The 16,057-nt window shown below is 70.9% G+C and carries 15 protein-coding genes; 10 read left to right on the forward strand and 5 right to left on the reverse strand.

Annotation, left to right across the window (positions count from 1 at the left end; translation table 11 throughout):
* Positions 1-11: 11 nt before the first annotated feature.
* Entirely contained in the window at positions 12-1,328 is a 1,317-nt protein-coding gene (gene holA, locus D7X55_RS06210) for a DNA polymerase III subunit delta (RefSeq protein ID WP_120547812.1), read from the reverse strand.
* Positions 1,325-2,359, reverse strand: coding sequence for a DNA polymerase III subunit delta' (holB, locus tag D7X55_RS06215; protein WP_120547813.1), 1,035 nt, complete (start codon positions 2,357-2,359; stop codon positions 1,325-1,327). The genes holA and holB overlap by 4 nt, the downstream gene beginning before the upstream one ends.
* A gap of 82 nt (positions 2,360-2,441) precedes the next feature.
* Here holB and D7X55_RS06220 point away from each other — a divergent pair, with 82 nt between their 5' ends.
* The 8 genes from D7X55_RS06220 to nadE all read left to right on the forward strand — a co-directional run bounded on the left by D7X55_RS06220 (position 2,442) and on the right by nadE (position 10,989).
* The gene (locus D7X55_RS06220) at positions 2,442-3,932 is read left to right on the forward strand and encodes a mechanosensitive ion channel family protein (RefSeq protein ID WP_120547814.1); all 1,491 of its coding nucleotides are present in this window, start codon (positions 2,442-2,444) and stop codon (positions 3,930-3,932) included.
* Positions 3,933-4,067: 135 nt separating this feature from the next.
* Entirely contained in the window at positions 4,068-4,925 is an 858-nt protein-coding gene (locus tag D7X55_RS06225) for a hypothetical protein (RefSeq protein WP_120547815.1), read from the forward strand.
* A 4-nt stretch (positions 4,926-4,929) separates the two neighbouring features.
* Positions 4,930-5,472 carry a DapH/DapD/GlmU-related protein gene (locus D7X55_RS06230; protein WP_120547816.1) on the forward strand — a complete coding sequence of 181 codons (543 nt, stop codon included), beginning with the start codon at positions 4,930-4,932 and terminating at the stop codon, positions 5,470-5,472.
* Positions 5,469-6,065, forward strand: coding sequence for an acyltransferase (locus D7X55_RS06235; RefSeq protein ID WP_120547817.1), 597 nt, complete (start codon positions 5,469-5,471; stop codon positions 6,063-6,065). The genes D7X55_RS06230 and D7X55_RS06235 overlap by 4 nt, the downstream gene beginning before the upstream one ends.
* Positions 6,066-6,175: 110 nt before the next feature.
* A complete protein-coding gene (locus D7X55_RS06240) occupies positions 6,176-6,424 on the forward strand; it encodes an acyl carrier protein (protein WP_014398060.1) in 249 nt (82 codons plus the stop codon).
* Between the two features lie 7 nt (positions 6,425-6,431).
* A complete protein-coding gene (gene asnB / locus D7X55_RS06245; protein ID WP_121722512.1) occupies positions 6,432-8,402 on the forward strand; it encodes an asparagine synthase (glutamine-hydrolyzing) in 1,971 nt (656 codons plus the stop codon).
* Positions 8,399-9,991, forward strand: a complete 1,593-nt coding sequence (locus D7X55_RS06250) for a class I adenylate-forming enzyme family protein (RefSeq protein ID WP_120547819.1) — start codon at positions 8,399-8,401, stop codon at positions 9,989-9,991. The genes asnB and D7X55_RS06250 overlap by 4 nt, the downstream gene beginning before the upstream one ends.
* Positions 9,988-10,989 (forward strand): NAD(+) synthase, encoded by a 1,002-nt coding sequence (gene nadE / locus D7X55_RS06255; protein WP_120547820.1) that lies wholly within the window; start codon positions 9,988-9,990, stop codon positions 10,987-10,989. Before D7X55_RS06250 ends, nadE begins: the two co-directional genes overlap by 4 nt.
* Positions 10,990-10,996: 7 nt before the next feature.
* Here nadE and D7X55_RS06260 read toward each other — a convergent pair whose 3' ends face one another.
* Both D7X55_RS06260 and D7X55_RS06265 read right to left on the reverse strand, forming a co-directional pair.
* A complete protein-coding gene (locus tag D7X55_RS06260; RefSeq protein WP_121722513.1) occupies positions 10,997-12,052 on the reverse strand; it encodes a lipase secretion chaperone in 1,056 nt (351 codons plus the stop codon).
* 24 nt (positions 12,053-12,076) lie between these two features.
* Positions 12,077-13,003 (reverse strand): triacylglycerol lipase, encoded by a 927-nt coding sequence (locus D7X55_RS06265; protein WP_199746875.1) that lies wholly within the window; start codon positions 13,001-13,003, stop codon positions 12,077-12,079.
* A gap of 180 nt (positions 13,004-13,183) precedes the next feature.
* On the opposite strand from D7X55_RS06265, the gene D7X55_RS06270 reads away from it, so the two are divergent.
* Positions 13,184-13,969, forward strand: a complete 786-nt coding sequence (locus tag D7X55_RS06270) for an aminoglycoside 6-adenylyltransferase (protein WP_121722514.1) — start codon at positions 13,184-13,186, stop codon at positions 13,967-13,969.
* Here the strand turns inward: D7X55_RS06270 and D7X55_RS06275 are convergent.
* On the reverse strand, positions 13,966-14,718 hold the full coding sequence (locus D7X55_RS06275) for a pyridoxal-phosphate dependent enzyme (RefSeq protein WP_120547842.1): 753 nt from the start codon (positions 14,716-14,718) through the stop codon (positions 13,966-13,968). The genes D7X55_RS06270 and D7X55_RS06275 overlap by 4 nt on opposite strands.
* 161 nt (positions 14,719-14,879) lie before the next feature.
* Between D7X55_RS06275 and D7X55_RS06280 the strand changes: the two genes are divergently transcribed.
* A complete protein-coding gene (locus D7X55_RS06280; RefSeq protein ID WP_120547824.1) occupies positions 14,880-15,908 on the forward strand; it encodes a lipoate--protein ligase in 1,029 nt (342 codons plus the stop codon).
* Positions 15,909-16,057: the final 149 nt, after the last annotated feature.

Raw genomic sequence — 16,057 nt, forward strand, 5'->3', positions numbered from 1 at the left:
CCCGGGCCTCTTCAGGCGCGGGTGCACACCGTCCACAACAGCCGTTCGATGACGAGCTTCCCGCTGGCGGAGGACTTCAGGGCCAGGTCCGCGTCCGCGCACGCCACCAGGGCGTTGAGCAGCTCGCGGCGCTCGTAGCGGGCGGCGGCCTGCATGCCGAAGGCGAGCGCCCAGGCGTTGGGCGTCTTGCGCTTGGTGGCCTTCAGCTCCTGCTCCAGCTTGGGGAGGATGCGCGCCTCCACGTCGCGGCCGGTGCGCGGCGGCTGGCCGCCCGCGTACTTCTCCAGCCAGGCGTGGTTCTCCAGCAGCGAGCGGACGATGGACGCCACCGCGCCCAACAGCTGGAGCGCGTGCGTGCCCTGCCCCATCGCGTCCTCCGCGTAGGACAGCGCGTCGCGCAGCTCGCGCTTCTGCAGCGCCTCCGTCAGCTCGAAGAACTCCTCCTCGCGCGCGTGGTGCACCAGCAGCGCCACGTGCTGCGCCTCGATGGTGGGGCCTTCCGCGTAGACGGCCAGCTTCTCCAGCTCTGATTGGAGCAGCCGGATGTTGCCGCCGATGCGCTCCTTCAGGCCCTCCAGCGCGCCCGGCCCCAGCTTCTTCTTGAAGGGGGCCAGGAACTCCCGGGAGATTTCGCTGAGGTCCAGGTCCTTGTGGCGCGCGGCCACCTTGCGCTCGAAGAGGCGGCCCTTGTCCTGCGCGAACTTGAGCAGCGGGCTGCGCGAGTCCACGTCCGTGGCCGCCAGCACCAGCGCGTGCCCCGGAGGCACGCCCTTCTGGAGCAGCTCCAGCAGCGCGGAAGCGTCCCCTTCCGGCGCGCTGATGCGCTCGTCACGGCAGAAGGCCGCGGCCTCCTGGAGGAAGGCGAGGTCCGCCTCCGCCAGGTCCACGTTGAGCTCTTCCTTCCACTGCTCCACCGAAGGAGCGCCGGGCACGCGGGGGTCCAGCTGATCCACGCCCCAGCCGGCGCGGCCCGCCAGCGCCAGCAGCCGCCGGGCTCCTTCCTTGCGCTTGCCCGCCTTCCAAGCGTCGCGCGCCTTGGCCAGCGCGTCGCCCTTGCCCTTCTTGGGCGCGAGGAACTCCGGGTCGCGCACCAGCACCACCTTGCGCCCGGGGAACAGCGGCAGCGTGGCCAGCTCCTGCGCCACCTCGCGCGGAGAGGCCGCGTCCAGCACCGCGAGGTTCAGCCCCATGGCGGCGTCCGGCACCAGCGTCTTCACCAGCTCGTCGGCGCCCTTCCTGACCAGGAACTCCTCGCCCCACAGGAGGTACAGCGGCCACACCTTGCCGGCCTTCACCTCCGCCAGCACCTCGTCCATGTCCGCGCTCATCGGGCCTCCACGCACAGCTCAATGAGCAGCCGCTCCAGCTGCAACCGGGGCGCGCCGTTGCGCGAGCCGATGGCCGTGCGCGCCGACTCCAGCAGCGAGTGCCGCCGGTGCAGCGCGGCCTCCGTCGTGCGCTTCGCGGCTTGCTGCGCCAGCTCCGTCAGGTCGCGGTTCGCAATGGCCTCCAGCGCCCCGGCCTTCGCGAGCGACACGTCGCGCGTCCAGAGGATGAGCAGCTCCAGCGCCGTGTCCGCGTCCTCGCGCGAGCCGCCATGCGCCTCCGCGAAGCGCAGCAGCGCCGGGATGTCGTCGCCGCTCAGGGTTTCAAAGGCGGTGAGCACGTCCTTGCGCTCCTTCAGCGCGTCCACGTCCAGCGCGAGCGCGCGGCCCAGGCTGCCTCCGGACATCACCGCGGCCAGGGCGGCGGTGTCCGCGTCCAGCTTGCGCTCCTGCTGCACGCGCTTCGCGACCAGGTCCACCGGCAGCGGGCCGAAGTACACCTTGCTGCACCGGCTGCGGATGGTGGGCAGCAGGCGGTCCATGGCGCTCGCCACCAGGATGAGCGTCGTTTCAGCGGGCGGCTCCTCCAGCGTCTTGAGGAAGGCGTTCTGCGCCTGGACGTTCATCTGCTCCGCGCTGACCAGGATGGCCACCTTGCGCTTGGACTCCAGGCCGCGCAGCGCCAGGCGCTCCTGGAGCTGCCGTATCTGCTCCACGCGCAGCTCGCGGCTGGGCGTGCCGGTGAAGTCGGAGCGGCCGGCGAGTCCTCGCGACACGCGCTCGTCGTCCGGCATCACCCAGGTGACGTCCGGGTGCAGCCCCTTGGCGATGCGCACGCAGCTGGCGCACTTGCCGCAGCCCACCTCCGGGGCCTCCGGGCACGTGAGGGCCTGGGCCAGCCCCACCGCGGCCAGCTCCTTGCCCACCCCTTCAGGCCCGGCGAACAGGTAGGCGTGATGCACCGAGCCAGACCGCAAGGCGGATTGGAGCGCGTCCATCGCGCGGGGCTGTCCCTGCACCGAGGCAAGCGTCATGGGGGCGTGTATCCCTGCTCGGGGCCCACCCGTCAACCGCCACCTTGACCCGTGCACGCGCCACCGGTCTGATTCACCGGGCGTGCTGAACTTCCTCGAAGGCCATCTCCCCCTGCTGGCGGGCTCCATCCTCACGGTGCTGCTGCTGGCCATCCAGCGGACCACCCAGGACACGGCCCTGCGTGACGACCTGCGGGGCGCGGTGCGGATGCTGCTCGCCTTCCTGGCGCTGCGGCTGGTGTCGCGCTTCCTGCCGGAGGGCTCGGCGCCAGAGGGCCTGCACAAGTTCGTGAACGTGGGCTGGATGCTCACGTTCGCCTTTGGCGTCATCCGCGCCGGGGTGGCGTTCGCGCTGAAGCTGGTGCGGATGCGCTCGCCGGTGACGACGCCGAAAATCCTGCGCGACGTCATCGACTTCACGCTGTACGCGCTCGCCACCGTCCCCATCCTCCAGAGCCAGCTCAACCTGGACCTGGCGGGCCTGGTCGCCTCCACCGCGGTGCTGACGGTGGTCATCGGTCTGGCGCTGCAGGAGACGCTGGGCAACCTCTTCGCGGGTCTGTCCCTGCAGCTGGACCGGCCCTTCGAGGTGGGCGACTTCATCCGCATTGGCGAGCACACCGGGCGGGTGGTGCACATCGGGTGGCGCTCCATCCGCATCGCCAACTTCCGGCGCGAGGTCATCACCCTGCCCAACAGCATGGTGGGCAAGGAGCACGTGAAGAACTTCACCCAGCACCGCGAGCCCGTGGGCATCGAGATGCAGGTGGGCGTGTCCCTGGACGCGCCGCCCAACCAGGTGAAGCAGGCGCTCTTGGACGTGGCCAGGGAGATTCCCCAGGTGCTGGTGCAGCCGCCGCCCATCGCGCGCACGGTGGCCTTCACGGACTCCAACGCGCAGTACATGGTGCGCGTGTTCCTCAACGACTTCGCGCTGTCGGACAGCGTGCGGGAGGAGCTGCACACGCGGCTGTGGTACCGGCTGCGCCGCGAGGGCCTGGAGTTGCCCCACGCCCAGCGCACGGTCACCCTGCGCCGCGAGTCCAAGCACCGCCGCCGCGAGCTGGCGGACGACACGGTGCGCGACCTCCTGCGTCAGGTGGACCTCTTCGAGCCGCTGGGCCCGGAGGAGCTGGAGCGCCTGCGGTGCGAGGTGGTGGTGCGCCGCTTCGGCCGCAACGAGCGCATCATCCAGGAGGGCGAGGAGGGCGGGACCTTCTACGTCGTGGCCTCCGGCGAGGTCAGCGTGCGCGCCGGCACGCTCCAGTCCGAAATCACGCGGCTGGGGCCGGGTCAGTACATTGGAGAGATGTCGCTGCTCACCGGCGAGCCCCGCGCCGCCACCGTCGTGGCCGTCCAGGACTCCGTGCTGCTGGAGCTGGACCGGCCCACCTTCGCGCGGCTGTTCGCGGACTATCCGGGCCTTGCCCGGCAGCTCTCCGCGCTCCTGGCCCAGCGCCGCACCCAGCTGCGCGCGGTGGCGCAGGCGGCCGGCGGCGGACCGGACCACTCGCCCGAGGCGGGCCGCATCCTCGGAAGGCTGCGCTCCCTCTTCGGCCTCAAGCACGAGTAGCGGATTTCCCGGAGCCCACTCCGGGGCAATCACGACCCTCTGTTTACACTTTGCGTGGCGGCCTGGAAGGCATGCATCCAGACGCGACGCCAGGACCTTTGACGCTCGGAGCCTGAAAGGTCTAAAGGTTCACATATGCAAGTCATTCGTGACTTTCCCGCGCGGTTGGGTGCGCTGCTCCTTCCGGGCGCGCTGTTGATGGCCCTGCCCCAGAGCGCGGCGGCCACGGCCCAGGTGACGCCGGACGCGGCAGCCGCGGGGCTGGAGCGGCTGACGCACCGCCGGGTCTTCTTTGGCCACCAGTCCGTGGGCGGCAACATCCTGGACGGTGTGCGCGGCCTTTCACCCAGCACGAAGGCGCCCGCCATCGTGGAGGTGAAGGACGCGAGCACTGCGATTGCGCAGGGCACGCTGGCGCACGCGTTCGTGGGCCAGAACGAGCAGCCGGAGACGAAGATCGCGCACTTCGAACGGCTGTTGGACGGCGGCGTCGCGAAGCAGGTGGACGTGGCGCTGATGAAGTTCTGCTACATCGACTTCACCTCCAGCACGGACGCGAAGGCACTCTTCGAGAAGTACCGCACCACGCTCGCGGGGCTGAAGTCGCGCCACCCGGGCGTCACCTTCGTGCACGTCACCGCGCCGCTGACGACGGTGCAGCGCGGGGCGAAGGCGTGGTTCAACGAGCTGCGCGGGCGCCCCGTGTTCGGCGTGGGGGAGAACGTGTCGCGCGAGGCGTTCAACGCGCTGATGCGGCAGACCTACGGCGGCAAGGAGCCCCTGTTCGACCTGGCGGCGCTGGAGTCGTCGCAGGCGGATGGCAGCCGCGAGACGTACGAGGTGAACGGCCGCGCGTACCCGGCGATGGTGCCTGACTATTCCGATGACGGGGGCCACCTCAACGCGGCGGGGCAGGCGCGCGTGGCGCCGGCGCTCATCGCGTTCCTGGCGGCGCTGCCGGAGGCACCGGCCTCCGCGAAAGCCGGGCCCTGAAGCCATGCGCGTTCCGTTGATGATGATGCTCGGCCTGGGGCCAACGGTCGCGCGTTTGAAGCTGCGCCGCTGTGAGTCCGTGGGCGCCATCCCCACCGTCTGGGGCCGCGTCTGGATTCACGGCGAGGGCGAAGTCCTGGTGGGCAACCGCGTGGTCTTCGACGCGCGGATGGCGCCCATTGAATTGCACGCGCAGCGGGGGGGACGCATCGTGATCGAGGACGACGTGACCATCGAGGGAGGCAGCTCCATCGAAGCGCAGTCCTGCGTGACGGTGGGCGCGCGCAGCCGTCTGGGCATGTGGTGCAAGCTGCTGGACAACATGTATCACCCGGTCCGGGGCAACCGGCACGAGCGGCCCCAGTCCGTGCCGCTGGTGGTGGAGGAAGGTGTCACGGTGGGCAGCCGCTCCATCCTGCTGCCGGGCACGCACCTGCAGAAGGGCGCGAGCGTGGCCTCCGGCACGGTCATCTCCCGCCGCATTCCTCCTGGCGTGATGGTGGGCGGCTCGCCGGCCCGCGTGCTGCGGCGCGAGGTGGCGCGATGAAGCCTCCCCTCCCCTCCCGGCAGGAAGCCGTCCAGATGGCGCGCGCGGGCATGGAGCTGGTGCGCACGCAGGTGTTCCCGCGCGCCGAGCGCGTGGTGGCCGTGGCGCGGGCGCGCTGGCTGTTCCGCACCTTCCGCACGGGCCGGGACGTGGCGGCGTATGGCCCGGTGGCCGCGCGCAACGACGGCCACGCGGAGCTGGGGGACAAGCTGACGTTCCTGGGCGGCATGCTGCCCACGTCGGTGGTCTGCTACGAGCACGCGCGGCTGCTGGTGGGCGACGAGACCCAGTTCAACTACGGCGTGTCCGTGGAGGCCTGGGAGTCCGTGCAGATTGGCGCCCGGTGCATGTTCGCGTCGTACGTGCGCGTGAGCGACCGGGACGGCCAGCGCATCGCCCCCATCATCATCGAGGACGACGTCTGGGTGGCCCACGGCGCCATCCTGCTGCCCGGCGTGCGCATTGGTGCACGGTCGGTGGTGTCCGCCGGCAGCATCGTTTCCCAGGACGTGCCCCCGGACTCGCTCGCCATGGGCAACCCGGCGCGCAGCATGAGCCTGGACCTGGTGTCCCGGGACGCCACGGGTACCTGACCGCCCTGCCGCCTGCCTTTCGCCCGGCGCTCAGCAAAACGCGCCGGGCGCGTTCCATTCGCATCGCCCTTCCACACCCCATTCCCTGCTTCAACGACAGGACCCATCCCATGAGCACGCGTGACACGCTTCGCACCTTCATCGTCGACACCTTCTTCGTGGACGACTTCGCGGACGACGACTCGTTCCTGCGCAAGGGCCTCATCGACTCCACGGGCATGATGGAGCTGGTGGCCTTCATCGAGACGGAGTTCCACATCAAGCTCGACGACAAGGAGCTGGTGCCGGAGAACCTGGACTCGCTGTCGCGCGTGGTGGCCTTCGTGGACCGCAAGCAGTCGCTGGCGAAGGCGAGCTGAGACGCCCATGTGCGGCATCGCGGGGTTCACCTTCCCGGCGGGTGACGCAACAGGCACGGAGCAGCACGCCGGCCGCCTGCGCCGCATGACCGCCAGCATCAAGCACCGGGGGCCAGACGCGCAGCGCGCCCTGCTCCTGGACGGCGCCGCGCTGGGGCACGCGCGGCTGTCCATCGTCGACCTGGCCTCCGGTCACCAGCCGATGCGCGACGAGGCCACCGGCCTCACCGTCGTGTTCAACGGGGAGATCTTCAACCACGTGGAGCTGCGCGAGCAGCTGTCGGGCGCGTATGCCTTCCGCACGCGCTCGGACACGGAGGTCATCCTCGCGGCGTTCCTCGCGTGGGGCATCGACTGCGTGCGCCGCTTCGAGGGCCAGTGGGCCTTCGCGCTGTGGGACCCGCGCGACCGCACGCTGTGGATGTCGAGGGATCGGGTGGGCATCTGCCCGCTGTTCTACGCGTCCCTGCCGCAAGGCCACCTGGCGTTCGCGTCGGAGGCGAAGGCGCTCTTCGCCGGAGGCCTGGTGACGCCCGCGCTGGACGCGCGGGGGCTGAAACAGACGTACCAGCTGTGGGCGCCGGTGGCGCCGCGCACGTCCTTCGAGGGCGTGTCCCTGCTGCCGCCCGCGCACGTGGCGAAGTGGCGCGACGGGACGCTGACGCTCCAGCGCTACTGGGACCTGGACTTCGGGGTGACGCCGGACGCGGCGGACGCGCCCCGGCTCCTGGAGGAACTGGGCGCGGTGCTGGACCGGGCGGTGCGCCTGCGGCTGCGCGCGGACGTGCCGGTGGCGGCGTACCTGTCGGGAGGGTTGGACTCCAGCCTGTTGTGCTCGCTGGCGCAGGAGCAGCTGGGCGGCACGCTGCGGACGTTCTCCGTGGGCTTCGCGCACGCGCGGTTCGACGAGCGCACGCACCAGGCGACGGTGGCGGAGCAGCTGCGCACCGAGCACCGCGTGGTGGAGATGCGCGACGGGGACATCGGCTCGCTGGTGCCGGGCGTCATCTTCCACGCGGAGCAGGCGATGATGCGCTCCGCGCCCGCGCCGTTCCTGCGGCTGTCCGGGTGGGTGCGCGACCACGGCATCAAGGTCGTGCTGACAGGTGAAGGGTCGGACGAGATGTTCCTCGGCTACGACCTCTTCAAGGAGACGCAGGTGCGCCAGTTCTGGGCGCGCCAGCCGGGCTCGAAGTACCGGCCGCTGCTCCTGCGCCGGCTGTATCCGACGCTGTCGGTGAGCCAGCAGAGCGTGGAGTTGCTGCGCGAGTTCTTCGGCACGGGGCTGGAGACGCCGGACGCGCTGGGGTTCTCGCACCTGGTGCGGTGGGGCAACAGCGGCCGCATCCTTCGCTTCCTCGCGCCGGAGTTCGCCGCGAAGGTGGCGGACGAGGATCCGGTGGCGTCGGTGCTCGCGACGGTGCCGGACGCGGTGGCGAAGTGGCGGCCCCTGGCGCGGGCGCAGTACCTGGAGGCGCGCACGCTGCTGTCGGGCTACCTCCTGTCCGCGCAGGGCGACCGCATGCTGCTGGGCAACGCCGTCGAGGGGCGCTTCCCGTTCCTGGACACGGGCGTGATGGAGTTCGCCGCGAGGGTGCCGGAGCGGCTGCGGCTGCGGGGCCTGGACGAGAAGCACCTGCTCAAGCGCTTCTCGAAGGGCCGGGTGCCGGCGTCCATCCTGGAGCGCACCAAGTTCCCGTATCGCGCCCCCATCGCGGGAGCGCTGGTGGGTCCGGACGCGCCGGCCTGGGCGCGCGAGCTGCTGGCCCCGGAGGCGGTGGCGGCCACGGGCGTCTTCGACGCGCGCAAGGTGGAGCGGCTGGTCGCGAAGCTGCGGGCGCCGAACTCCGCGGAGAGCGAAGCGGACACCATGGCCCTGTTCGCCGTGGCGTCCACGCAGCTGCTGGCGCATCAATTCCTGAAGCCCAGGCCCGTGCCCCAGGCGGACGTGGACGCCGTGCAGCTGGAGGCCGCGTGAGCGCTGACACCCCGCCCTCGTGGGTTCGCGGCCACGCAGCGGCGACGCCGGAAGCACCGGCGGTGGATTCGCCCTGGGCGCGGCTCACGTATGCGCAGCTTGAAGCGCGGATGCTCGCGCTCGCGGGACAGCTGCGGGCCTCGGGTGTGGAGCCCGGGGCTCGCGTGCTCATCGCCCTGCCCCTGGGGTGCGCGGCGGCCGTCGCGAGTCTCGCGGTGCAGGCCCTGGGCGCCTGCGCCGTGGAGCTGGACCGGGAGACGGGCGCGGACTCCCTGGCCAGCATCCTGGAGCAGACGGGCGCGCGCCATGCGGTCATCTTCGGTCAGGACGCTCGGCGTTGGACGGGGCGCTCACAGCTCAGCCACTTCTTCGTCGTGCATGGCTCGCGTCCTCCGGAGCGCATGCTCGGGCTGCTGAAGCCTGCTTCGTGCGCGTGGCTTCAGGAAGACGGCGCGGTGGATCCGGAGGCCAGCGTCACGGCATCGGGCGCCCTGCCCTCCCTGCCCCCGGAGGCTCCCGCGTCCATCGTCTACACGTCCGGCAGCACGGGCACGCCTCGCGGCGTCGTGCAGACGTTCGCCAACATCGCGGCGAACACGCGCTCCATCGTGGAGTACCTGGGGCTCACGCCGCGCGACCGCGCCATGCTCATCCTTCCCCTGCACTACTGCTACGGGAAGAGCGTGCTCCAGACGCACCTGCTCGCGGGCGGCTCCGTGTTCCTGGATCCGCGCTTCATGTACCCGCAGGTCGTGCTGGAGGCCATGGCCACCGAGTCCTGCACCGGCTTCGCGGGCGTGCCCCTCACCTTCGAACTGCTGCGCCGTCAGGCCGCGCCGGACTCGCTCAAGAGCCTGAAGCTGCGCTACCTCACCCAGGCCGGCGGCGGCATGTCCCCGGACACCGTGCGCTGGACGCGCGAGGCCTTCCACCCGGCGGAGCTGTTCGTCATGTACGGCCAGACGGAGGCCACCGCGCGGCTGTCCTATCTGCCGCCCTCGCGCGCCACCGACAAGGCGGGCTCCATCGGCCAGGGCATCCCCGGCGTCACGCTGGCCGTGGTCTCGGACGACGGCTCGCCCCTGCCCGATGGCGAAGTGGGCCAGCTCGTGGCGAAGGGCGCCAACGTCACCCCCGGCTACCTCAACGCGCCGGACGACACCGCCGCCATCCTCCACGATGGCTGGCTGTGGACGGGGGACCTGGCGTGGCGCGACGCGGATGGCTTCTTCTTCCTCGTCGGCCGAGCAAAAGAAATCCTCAAGGTCGGCGGCCACCGGGTGAGCCCCGCGGAGATGGAGCACGTCCTCGCGCGCCACGCGGCCGTGCTGGAGGCCGCCGTGGTGGGCGTGCCGGACGACCTGGGCGGTGAGGCGGCCTGCGCCGCCGTGGTCCTCCAGCCCGGCGCCAGCGCCGAGGAGGACGACCTGCGCCGCTTCTGCCGCGAGTCGCTCCCGGCCCACAAGGTTCCCCGCTACGTGTTGTTCATGGACGCGCTGCCCCGCGGGCCCACCGGCAAGGTGCTCAAGGCCGACCTGCGCACGCGCGTGTTGTCTTCACTCTCTTCCCCTGAATCGAGGTCGCCGTGACGACGAAGTTCTCCAAGCAGGTGCTGGAACTGGACTGGGAGGCCAAGGCCGCGTCGCTGTCCGACGGGCTCAAGGAGGCCGTCCTCAAGAAGCTGCGCAAGCGCGGGCTGGTGGTCGCCGTCTCCGGCGGCATCGACTCCGCGTGCGTCGCCGCGCTGGCGGTGCGCGCGCTGGGGCCGGACCGCGTCTTCGGCCTGCTGTTGCCGGAGCGCGACTCCAGCGGCCTGTCCTCCAAGCTGGGCCGCGAGCTCTGCGAGAAGCTGGGCATCCAGTACACGCTGCACGACATCGCGCCCGTGCTGGAGGCCGCCGGGTGCTATTCGCAGCGCGACGCGGCGGTGCGCTCCGTGTTCCCCGCGTTCCAGCCGGACATGAAGTGGAAGATCGTCATGCACGGCGACCGGCTCAACACGGACGCCCTCAACGTCTTCTACGTGGTGGTGCAGGTGGACGGGCAGGAGCAGCGCTTCCGCCTCACGCCCCAGGCCTACGTGCAGATTGTCGCCGCCACCAACTTCAAGCAGCGCGTGCGCAAGATGATGGAGTACTTCCACGCGGACCGGCTCAACTTCGCCGCGTCCGGCACGCCCAACCGCCTGGAGTATGACCAGGGCTTCTTCGTGAAGCTGGGCGACGGCTCCGCGGACGTGAAGCCCATCGCCAGCCTCTACAAGACGCAGACGTACAAGCTCGCGCGGCACCTGGGCGTCATCGACGGCATCCTCAACCGCGAGCCCACCACGGACACGTTCAGCCTGGAGCAGTCACAGGAGGACTTCTACTTCTCCGTGCACTACTCGCAGCTGGACCTCATCCTCTGGGCGAAGAACCACGGCGTCACGCCCGAGGAGGTCTCCCCGGAGATGGGCCTCACGCCGCAGCAGATCCAGCGCGTCTACGACGACATCGACCAGAAGCGCCGCACCACCGCGTACCTCCACGCGCAGCCGCTGCTGCTCGAGGAGGTCAGCGAGCTGAAGCCCTTCAAGATCTCCTGAAGCGGCGTCACCCGCCCCCGGATCTGGAGGCCGCGTCGATGGTGTCCGCGGCCTCCACCCGGAGGCGCTCCTCCGGGGTGAACGAGTCGAACAGCAGCCGCTGCACCGCGGCCTGACGCCGGGCCGGGTCCGGCTCGCTCTGGCCCAGCGCCTCGCGCTTCGCGCGGAAGTCCGCCAGCCGCTGCTTCCACTGCGCGCGCTCGGCATCCAGGGCCTCCAGCCGCCCGGTGGCCTCCGGCCCCACGGTGGACAGCCGGTGCTGATGCAGGTCCTCCGCCGTCGCCCCCGCCGCCAGCAGCTCCTGCTCCACGGCCTGCTGCCGCAGCGGGCGCACGGCCTCCTCGCGGTGGGCGCGCACGTCCGGAGGAAGCCGCTCCTCCAGGGCCGCCATGCGCTGCTCGCGCTCCTCCTTCGTCAGCGACGCGTCCTTCATCAGCTTCAGCCGCTCCACGGCGACGGCGTCCACGGCCTCCTCCTGGCCGAAGAGGCCGTCCGCCACGCCCGGGCCCAGGTGCTCGCGGCGCAGCTTGCGCAGGGCCTCCAGGCGCTCGCCGGTGTCCATCGTGGCCGAGGAGCCCTTCGACGCCAGGCCCCGGGCCGCTTCCAGATAGGCCAGGTAGTCGTCCAGCACCTGCACCGCTTCGTCCATGGCGGCGGCAGGCAGCTTCTTCCCCCGCAGCGCCGTGAGGATGCGCTCGCGGATGAGCGACGCAGGCTCCTCACCCGTCGCGGACAGGTAGTAGTTGAAGAACCGGAGCAGGTCCGCGTTCGGCACCAGGTGCCCGGACGCATCCACCACCACCGCGCCGTCCTCCTCCGTGTCCTGGAGCGAACCGGGCAAGGGCGGCAGCGTCGCGCCAGACGACGGAGCCGGGCTCGCCGGCACGGCGGCACCGACAGCGGTGGGAGACACCACACGCTGCATCCCCTGCGCGACGGAACCCGAAGACGGCGGGACAGCGGGTCCGGGCGCGTCCTCCGCCCGGACCTTCCACCACGAGAAGACGCCGGCACCCAGGAGGGCGCACAGCGCGACCACGAGAATGACGGCGCGGCTCTTCATGGCGGGGGCGCTCCTTGCAGCGGCTTACAGGCCCGCGGTCTTCAGGCGGTTGGCCTGGGTGCGGAACACGGACTTCGGGTCGGTGAAGAACGCGGTGAGGCCCAGCACCTGGTTCACCTCGTCCAGGTGGTTCATGTCGTAGTTGTCGCGGATGACCGTGCCGAAGTGCGAGCTGCAGCGGCCCACGAGGCCGTCGTTGGACTCGCTGTAGAAGAAGGACGACAGCTTCATCGCGTAGTCAGACGCGTCCAGCATGTTGGTGAAGGGGTCCGTGCCGGACCAGGAGTAGTAGCGCTGGCCCTGGACGCCCGTCGCCGCGCCGCTGCCGCAGGACGTGGTGGGGATGCCCGCGGGGAACTTCGCGGTGAACGCCGCGCCGCCCGACTTGCTCAGCGCCGCCAGCGCGCCAATCGCGTCCTGCGGCTGCGTGTGGCCGGACAGCAGGCCCAGCACCGTGCCCAGGCTGTTGGCGAAGTACGCCAGGACGCCCTCCGTGAACGAGCCGTTCTTCAGGTTGTTGCGCAGGTAGTCCGCCAGGTCCGCGCCCTTGTGCGGCGAGCCCACCGTGGTCACGGACGCCACCAGGTCCGGCCGCACCGCCGCCACGTAGCGCACGTCCAGGCCGCCGTGGCTGTGGCCAATCAGGTTCACCTTCGCCGCGCCGGAGCGCGCGAGCACGTCCTGCACCTGCGCCAGCAGCGCCTCACCGCGCGCCTCGCTCGTGTTGAACTGCGGAACGTGCGTGATGTAGACCTTCGCGCCGCCCGACTTCAGCGTCGACTCGATGCCGTAGAAGTAGTCGAGCACCCCGAACAGCGAATCGAAACCCGCCATGCCGTGCGCCAGCACGATGGGGTACTTCGTCTGCGTGTACGTATCCGCGCGGGCAGGCTGCGCCCAGATGGCAAGAACCGCGACAGTCAGAACGAGGGTCCGGACGGCGTTTCGCATACAGGCTCCTGATTGGGGAGGGCGGATCATCAAAGGGATTGACCCGCGAATCAGCCCATACGGCGAGCCCCTGATAAAAAGCAAGCCAACCTCAGGATTCACAGAAAAGCGTGTCAGATCCGGGTCAACCCCCTCCCACTTCAACGCAATGCATTATCTCTTCGCCAGAGGAGCCGTCGCATGAACACCGCCGCCTATCAGGCCTTCACGAAGGAATTGACGCGCAGGGCCGACGCGGACGGCCGTGTCCGGGGGCTCGTCGCGCTGGGCTCGATGGCGGCCCGCGACTACGCGCCGGATGACTTCAGCGACCACGACTTCTTCGTCGTCGCCTGGCCCGGGCACGCTGAAACATTGAGACAGGAGCGCGGCTGGCTGCCCCGCGCGGAGGACGTCGCGCTGGCGTTCCGCGAGACGGCCCACGGACTCAAGGTCGTTTACCGCGACGGGCACCTGCTGGAGTTCGCGGTGTTCGACCTGGAGGAGCTGTCGTTCGCGCGCGTCAACCGCTACCGGGTGCTGCTGGACAAGGGCGGCGTGACGGAGCGCATGGACGCGCGCGCGGAAGACACGGCGTCGGAGCTCCAGCGCACGGCCTCCGACGACGCGTGGCTCTTTGGCCAGTGGCTCACGCAGGTGCTGGTGGGCGCGGGACGCCACGCGCGCGGCGAGGGACTCAGCGGCCGCGCGCGCCTGGACGATGCGGTGCGCCTGTTCTGCCTGCTGCTCGCGCGCCATGTCCCCGCCCCTGCCGCATCGCTGCTGGACGGGTTGGATCCGCTGCGGCGCGTGGAGCGCGTCTACCCAGGGACCGGCGGCGAGCTGGCGCGGGCCCTGGAGGGCGACACGCCGGGCCTCGCGCGCACGCTGCTGCGGCTGGCCGAGCGCGAGCTGTCCCACGTGCCCGCGTACCCTCGCGACGGAGTGGCCGCCGTGCGGGCGCGGCTGGACGCCCTGCGGCGTTAGGCCCGCGCGACGTCCTCCTCCCGGGCGTTGTGCGCGATGACGAGCACCTGCTCCGGGTGGGGCTGACGGCGGGCCCAGTCCAAGAGCGCGGTGACGGCATCCGGCGCGGGCGCGGCCGTGGCCAGCGGCACGCGCGGCTGGTGTTCGAAGAACAGGTCCTCCGCCCCCAGGTTCTGCGCCTCCCACGTGCGCCAGCCGGGCAGCGGCTTGCCGGGCGCGGGCTGCAGGCCGGTGACGGTGAAGCCTCCGGTCGTGAAGACGCGCGTCAGGCCCGCCAGCGTCGCGCCCGTGCCGAAGCCGCACACCACGCGCTTCACCGTGGGGAAGCGCTCGCGCACCTGCGCGCGCAGGCCGGACGCCCAGGCCTCCACGCACGCCACCAGGGCCCGGTTGGTGAGCTGCCGGGGCCAGCACCAGCCGTCGCGCTCCAGCGTCATGGCCTGGTGGAACATGTCCGCCATGGAGCCCACCTGACGCACCTGGCCCTGGAAGCCGTGCGCGCGCAGGTACGCCTCGCCCGTCGCGTCCGTCAGGGCCACCGTGGGCAGGCCGCGCTCGCGGCCCAGGACGTCCAGCGCCAGCGCGCTGGAGGCTCCGGACAACTCCACCAGTCCGCGCGAGCCCGGGGGCATCGCGGCCAGGTAGCGCGCGAAGGTGAGGTACTTGAGGCTGCCGGATGGCTGCGCTCCGCCCCACAGCACCACCGGCCCGCCCGCACGCGGACGAGACAGGGAAAACACTCCACGCATGGCCGCCCCCTCGCGCACACCCGCATCGCGCGACCAACAAGCGCCCGGAGTCTTCCGGAGGGGTGGCTCGCGCGGCCATCACCCCCTGGATGGGAGGGATGTCCACCGCTGGACGGCGCAAGGGCCTGCAAGGACGTGGCGGGCGGTTATGCTCCGCGCCCATGTCTCAAGCCCCGCGCGTCCGCATCCTCCTGTCGGAGACCTACAACCCCTGGTTCAACCTCGCGACCGAGGACTGGATCTTCCGCGAGCTGGATCCGTCCACCCAGACGCTGTTCCTCTGGCGCAACGACAACACGGTCGTCATCGGCCGCAACCAGAACCCCTGGTCCGAGTGCAACCTCACGCGCATGGAGGAGGACAAGGTCTTCCTCGCGCGGCGCACCAGCGGCGGCGGCGCGGTGTTCCACGACCTGGGCAACACCTGCTTCACGTTCCTGTCCGCGAAGGAGGGCTACAACAAGACGGCAAACGTCAGCATCCTCCTGGACGCGCTGAAGCGGATGGGCGTCACGGCGCAGGCCTCCGGGCGCAACGACCTGGTGATTCCGCTGGAGGACGGCCCCCGCAAGGTCAGCGGCAGCGCGTACCGCGAGACGAAGGACCGCGCCTTCCACCACGGCACCTTCCTGCTCCACGCGAACCTGTCCCGGCTGGCCAACTACCTCACGCCGCACCCGAAGAAGCTGGAGTCCAAGGGCAGCGCTTCCGTGCGCTCGCGCGTGATGAACATCCGCGACCTGCAGCCGGACGTCTCGCATGAGTCGCTGGTGAAGGCGATGATTGGCGCCTTCTGCGACTTCCACGGCGCCACCGCGGAGCCGGAGCTGTTGGAGCCGTCCTTCCTGGAGCAGCAGCCGTCGCTCAAGCGCACCTTCGAGCACTACGCGTCGTGGGACTGGCGCTTCGGCAACGCGCCCCGCTTCAGCCACCAGATGGTGGAGTACCTGTCGTGGGGCTTCTTCGAGGTCCACGTCGACGCGGAGAACGGACACGTCACGCGCGCGCAGGTCTTCTCGGATGCGCTCTACCCGGACCTCGTGCAGGACCTGCAGACAGCGCTCGTGGGCAAGCCCCACAGCCGCGACGGGATGCAGCAGGCCGTGGCGGAGGTCCGCGCCCGTCACCCCTCGCAGGAGCGCGAGCTGGGAGAGCTGGAGACCTGGCTGATGGGACAGGTCGAGGTCTGACCCGGCCCACCCGCCGTCACCTCACTTCAGCGATGGCCACCACCGCCGTGGCCACCGCCACTCCAGCCGCCGCCATTCCCACCGCCGCGGCTGGAGGAAGAACCATGGGAGGAGCCGCCGCCGGAGCCGCCGCCCCAGCGCCCACCGCC

It is taken from the genome of Corallococcus sp. AB049A, assembly GCF_003668885.1.
Classification (GTDB): Bacteria; Myxococcota; Myxococcia; order Myxococcales; family Myxococcaceae; genus Corallococcus; species Corallococcus interemptor.

Excerpts from the sequence above, each read along its gene's own strand:
- holA (WP_120547812.1), bottom strand. The coding sequence starts at position 1,328 with ATGAGCGCGGACATGGACGAGGTGCTGGCGGAGGTGAAGGCCGGCAAG.
- holB (WP_120547813.1), bottom strand. The coding sequence starts at position 2,359 with ATGACGCTTGCCTCGGTGCAGGGACAGCCCCGCGCGATGGACGCGCTC.
- D7X55_RS06225 (WP_120547815.1), top strand. The coding sequence starts at position 4,068 with ATGCAAGTCATTCGTGACTTTCCCGCGCGGTTGGGTGCGCTGCTCCTT.
- D7X55_RS06230 (WP_120547816.1), top strand. The coding sequence starts at position 4,930 with ATGCGCGTTCCGTTGATGATGATGCTCGGCCTGGGGCCAACGGTCGCG.
- D7X55_RS06235 (WP_120547817.1), top strand. The coding sequence starts at position 5,469 with ATGAAGCCTCCCCTCCCCTCCCGGCAGGAAGCCGTCCAGATGGCGCGC.
- D7X55_RS06240 (WP_014398060.1), top strand. The coding sequence starts at position 6,176 with ATGAGCACGCGTGACACGCTTCGCACCTTCATCGTCGACACCTTCTTC.
- asnB (WP_121722512.1), top strand. The coding sequence starts at position 6,432 with ATGTGCGGCATCGCGGGGTTCACCTTCCCGGCGGGTGACGCAACAGGC.
- D7X55_RS06260 (WP_121722513.1), bottom strand. The coding sequence starts at position 12,052 with ATGAAGAGCCGCGCCGTCATTCTCGTGGTCGCGCTGTGCGCCCTCCTG.
- D7X55_RS06265 (WP_199746875.1), bottom strand. The coding sequence starts at position 13,003 with ATGCGAAACGCCGTCCGGACCCTCGTTCTGACTGTCGCGGTTCTTGCC.
- D7X55_RS06270 (WP_121722514.1), top strand. The coding sequence starts at position 13,184 with ATGAACACCGCCGCCTATCAGGCCTTCACGAAGGAATTGACGCGCAGG.
- D7X55_RS06275 (WP_120547842.1), bottom strand. The coding sequence starts at position 14,718 with ATGCGTGGAGTGTTTTCCCTGTCTCGTCCGCGTGCGGGCGGGCCGGTG.
- D7X55_RS06280 (WP_120547824.1), top strand. The coding sequence starts at position 14,880 with ATGTCTCAAGCCCCGCGCGTCCGCATCCTCCTGTCGGAGACCTACAAC.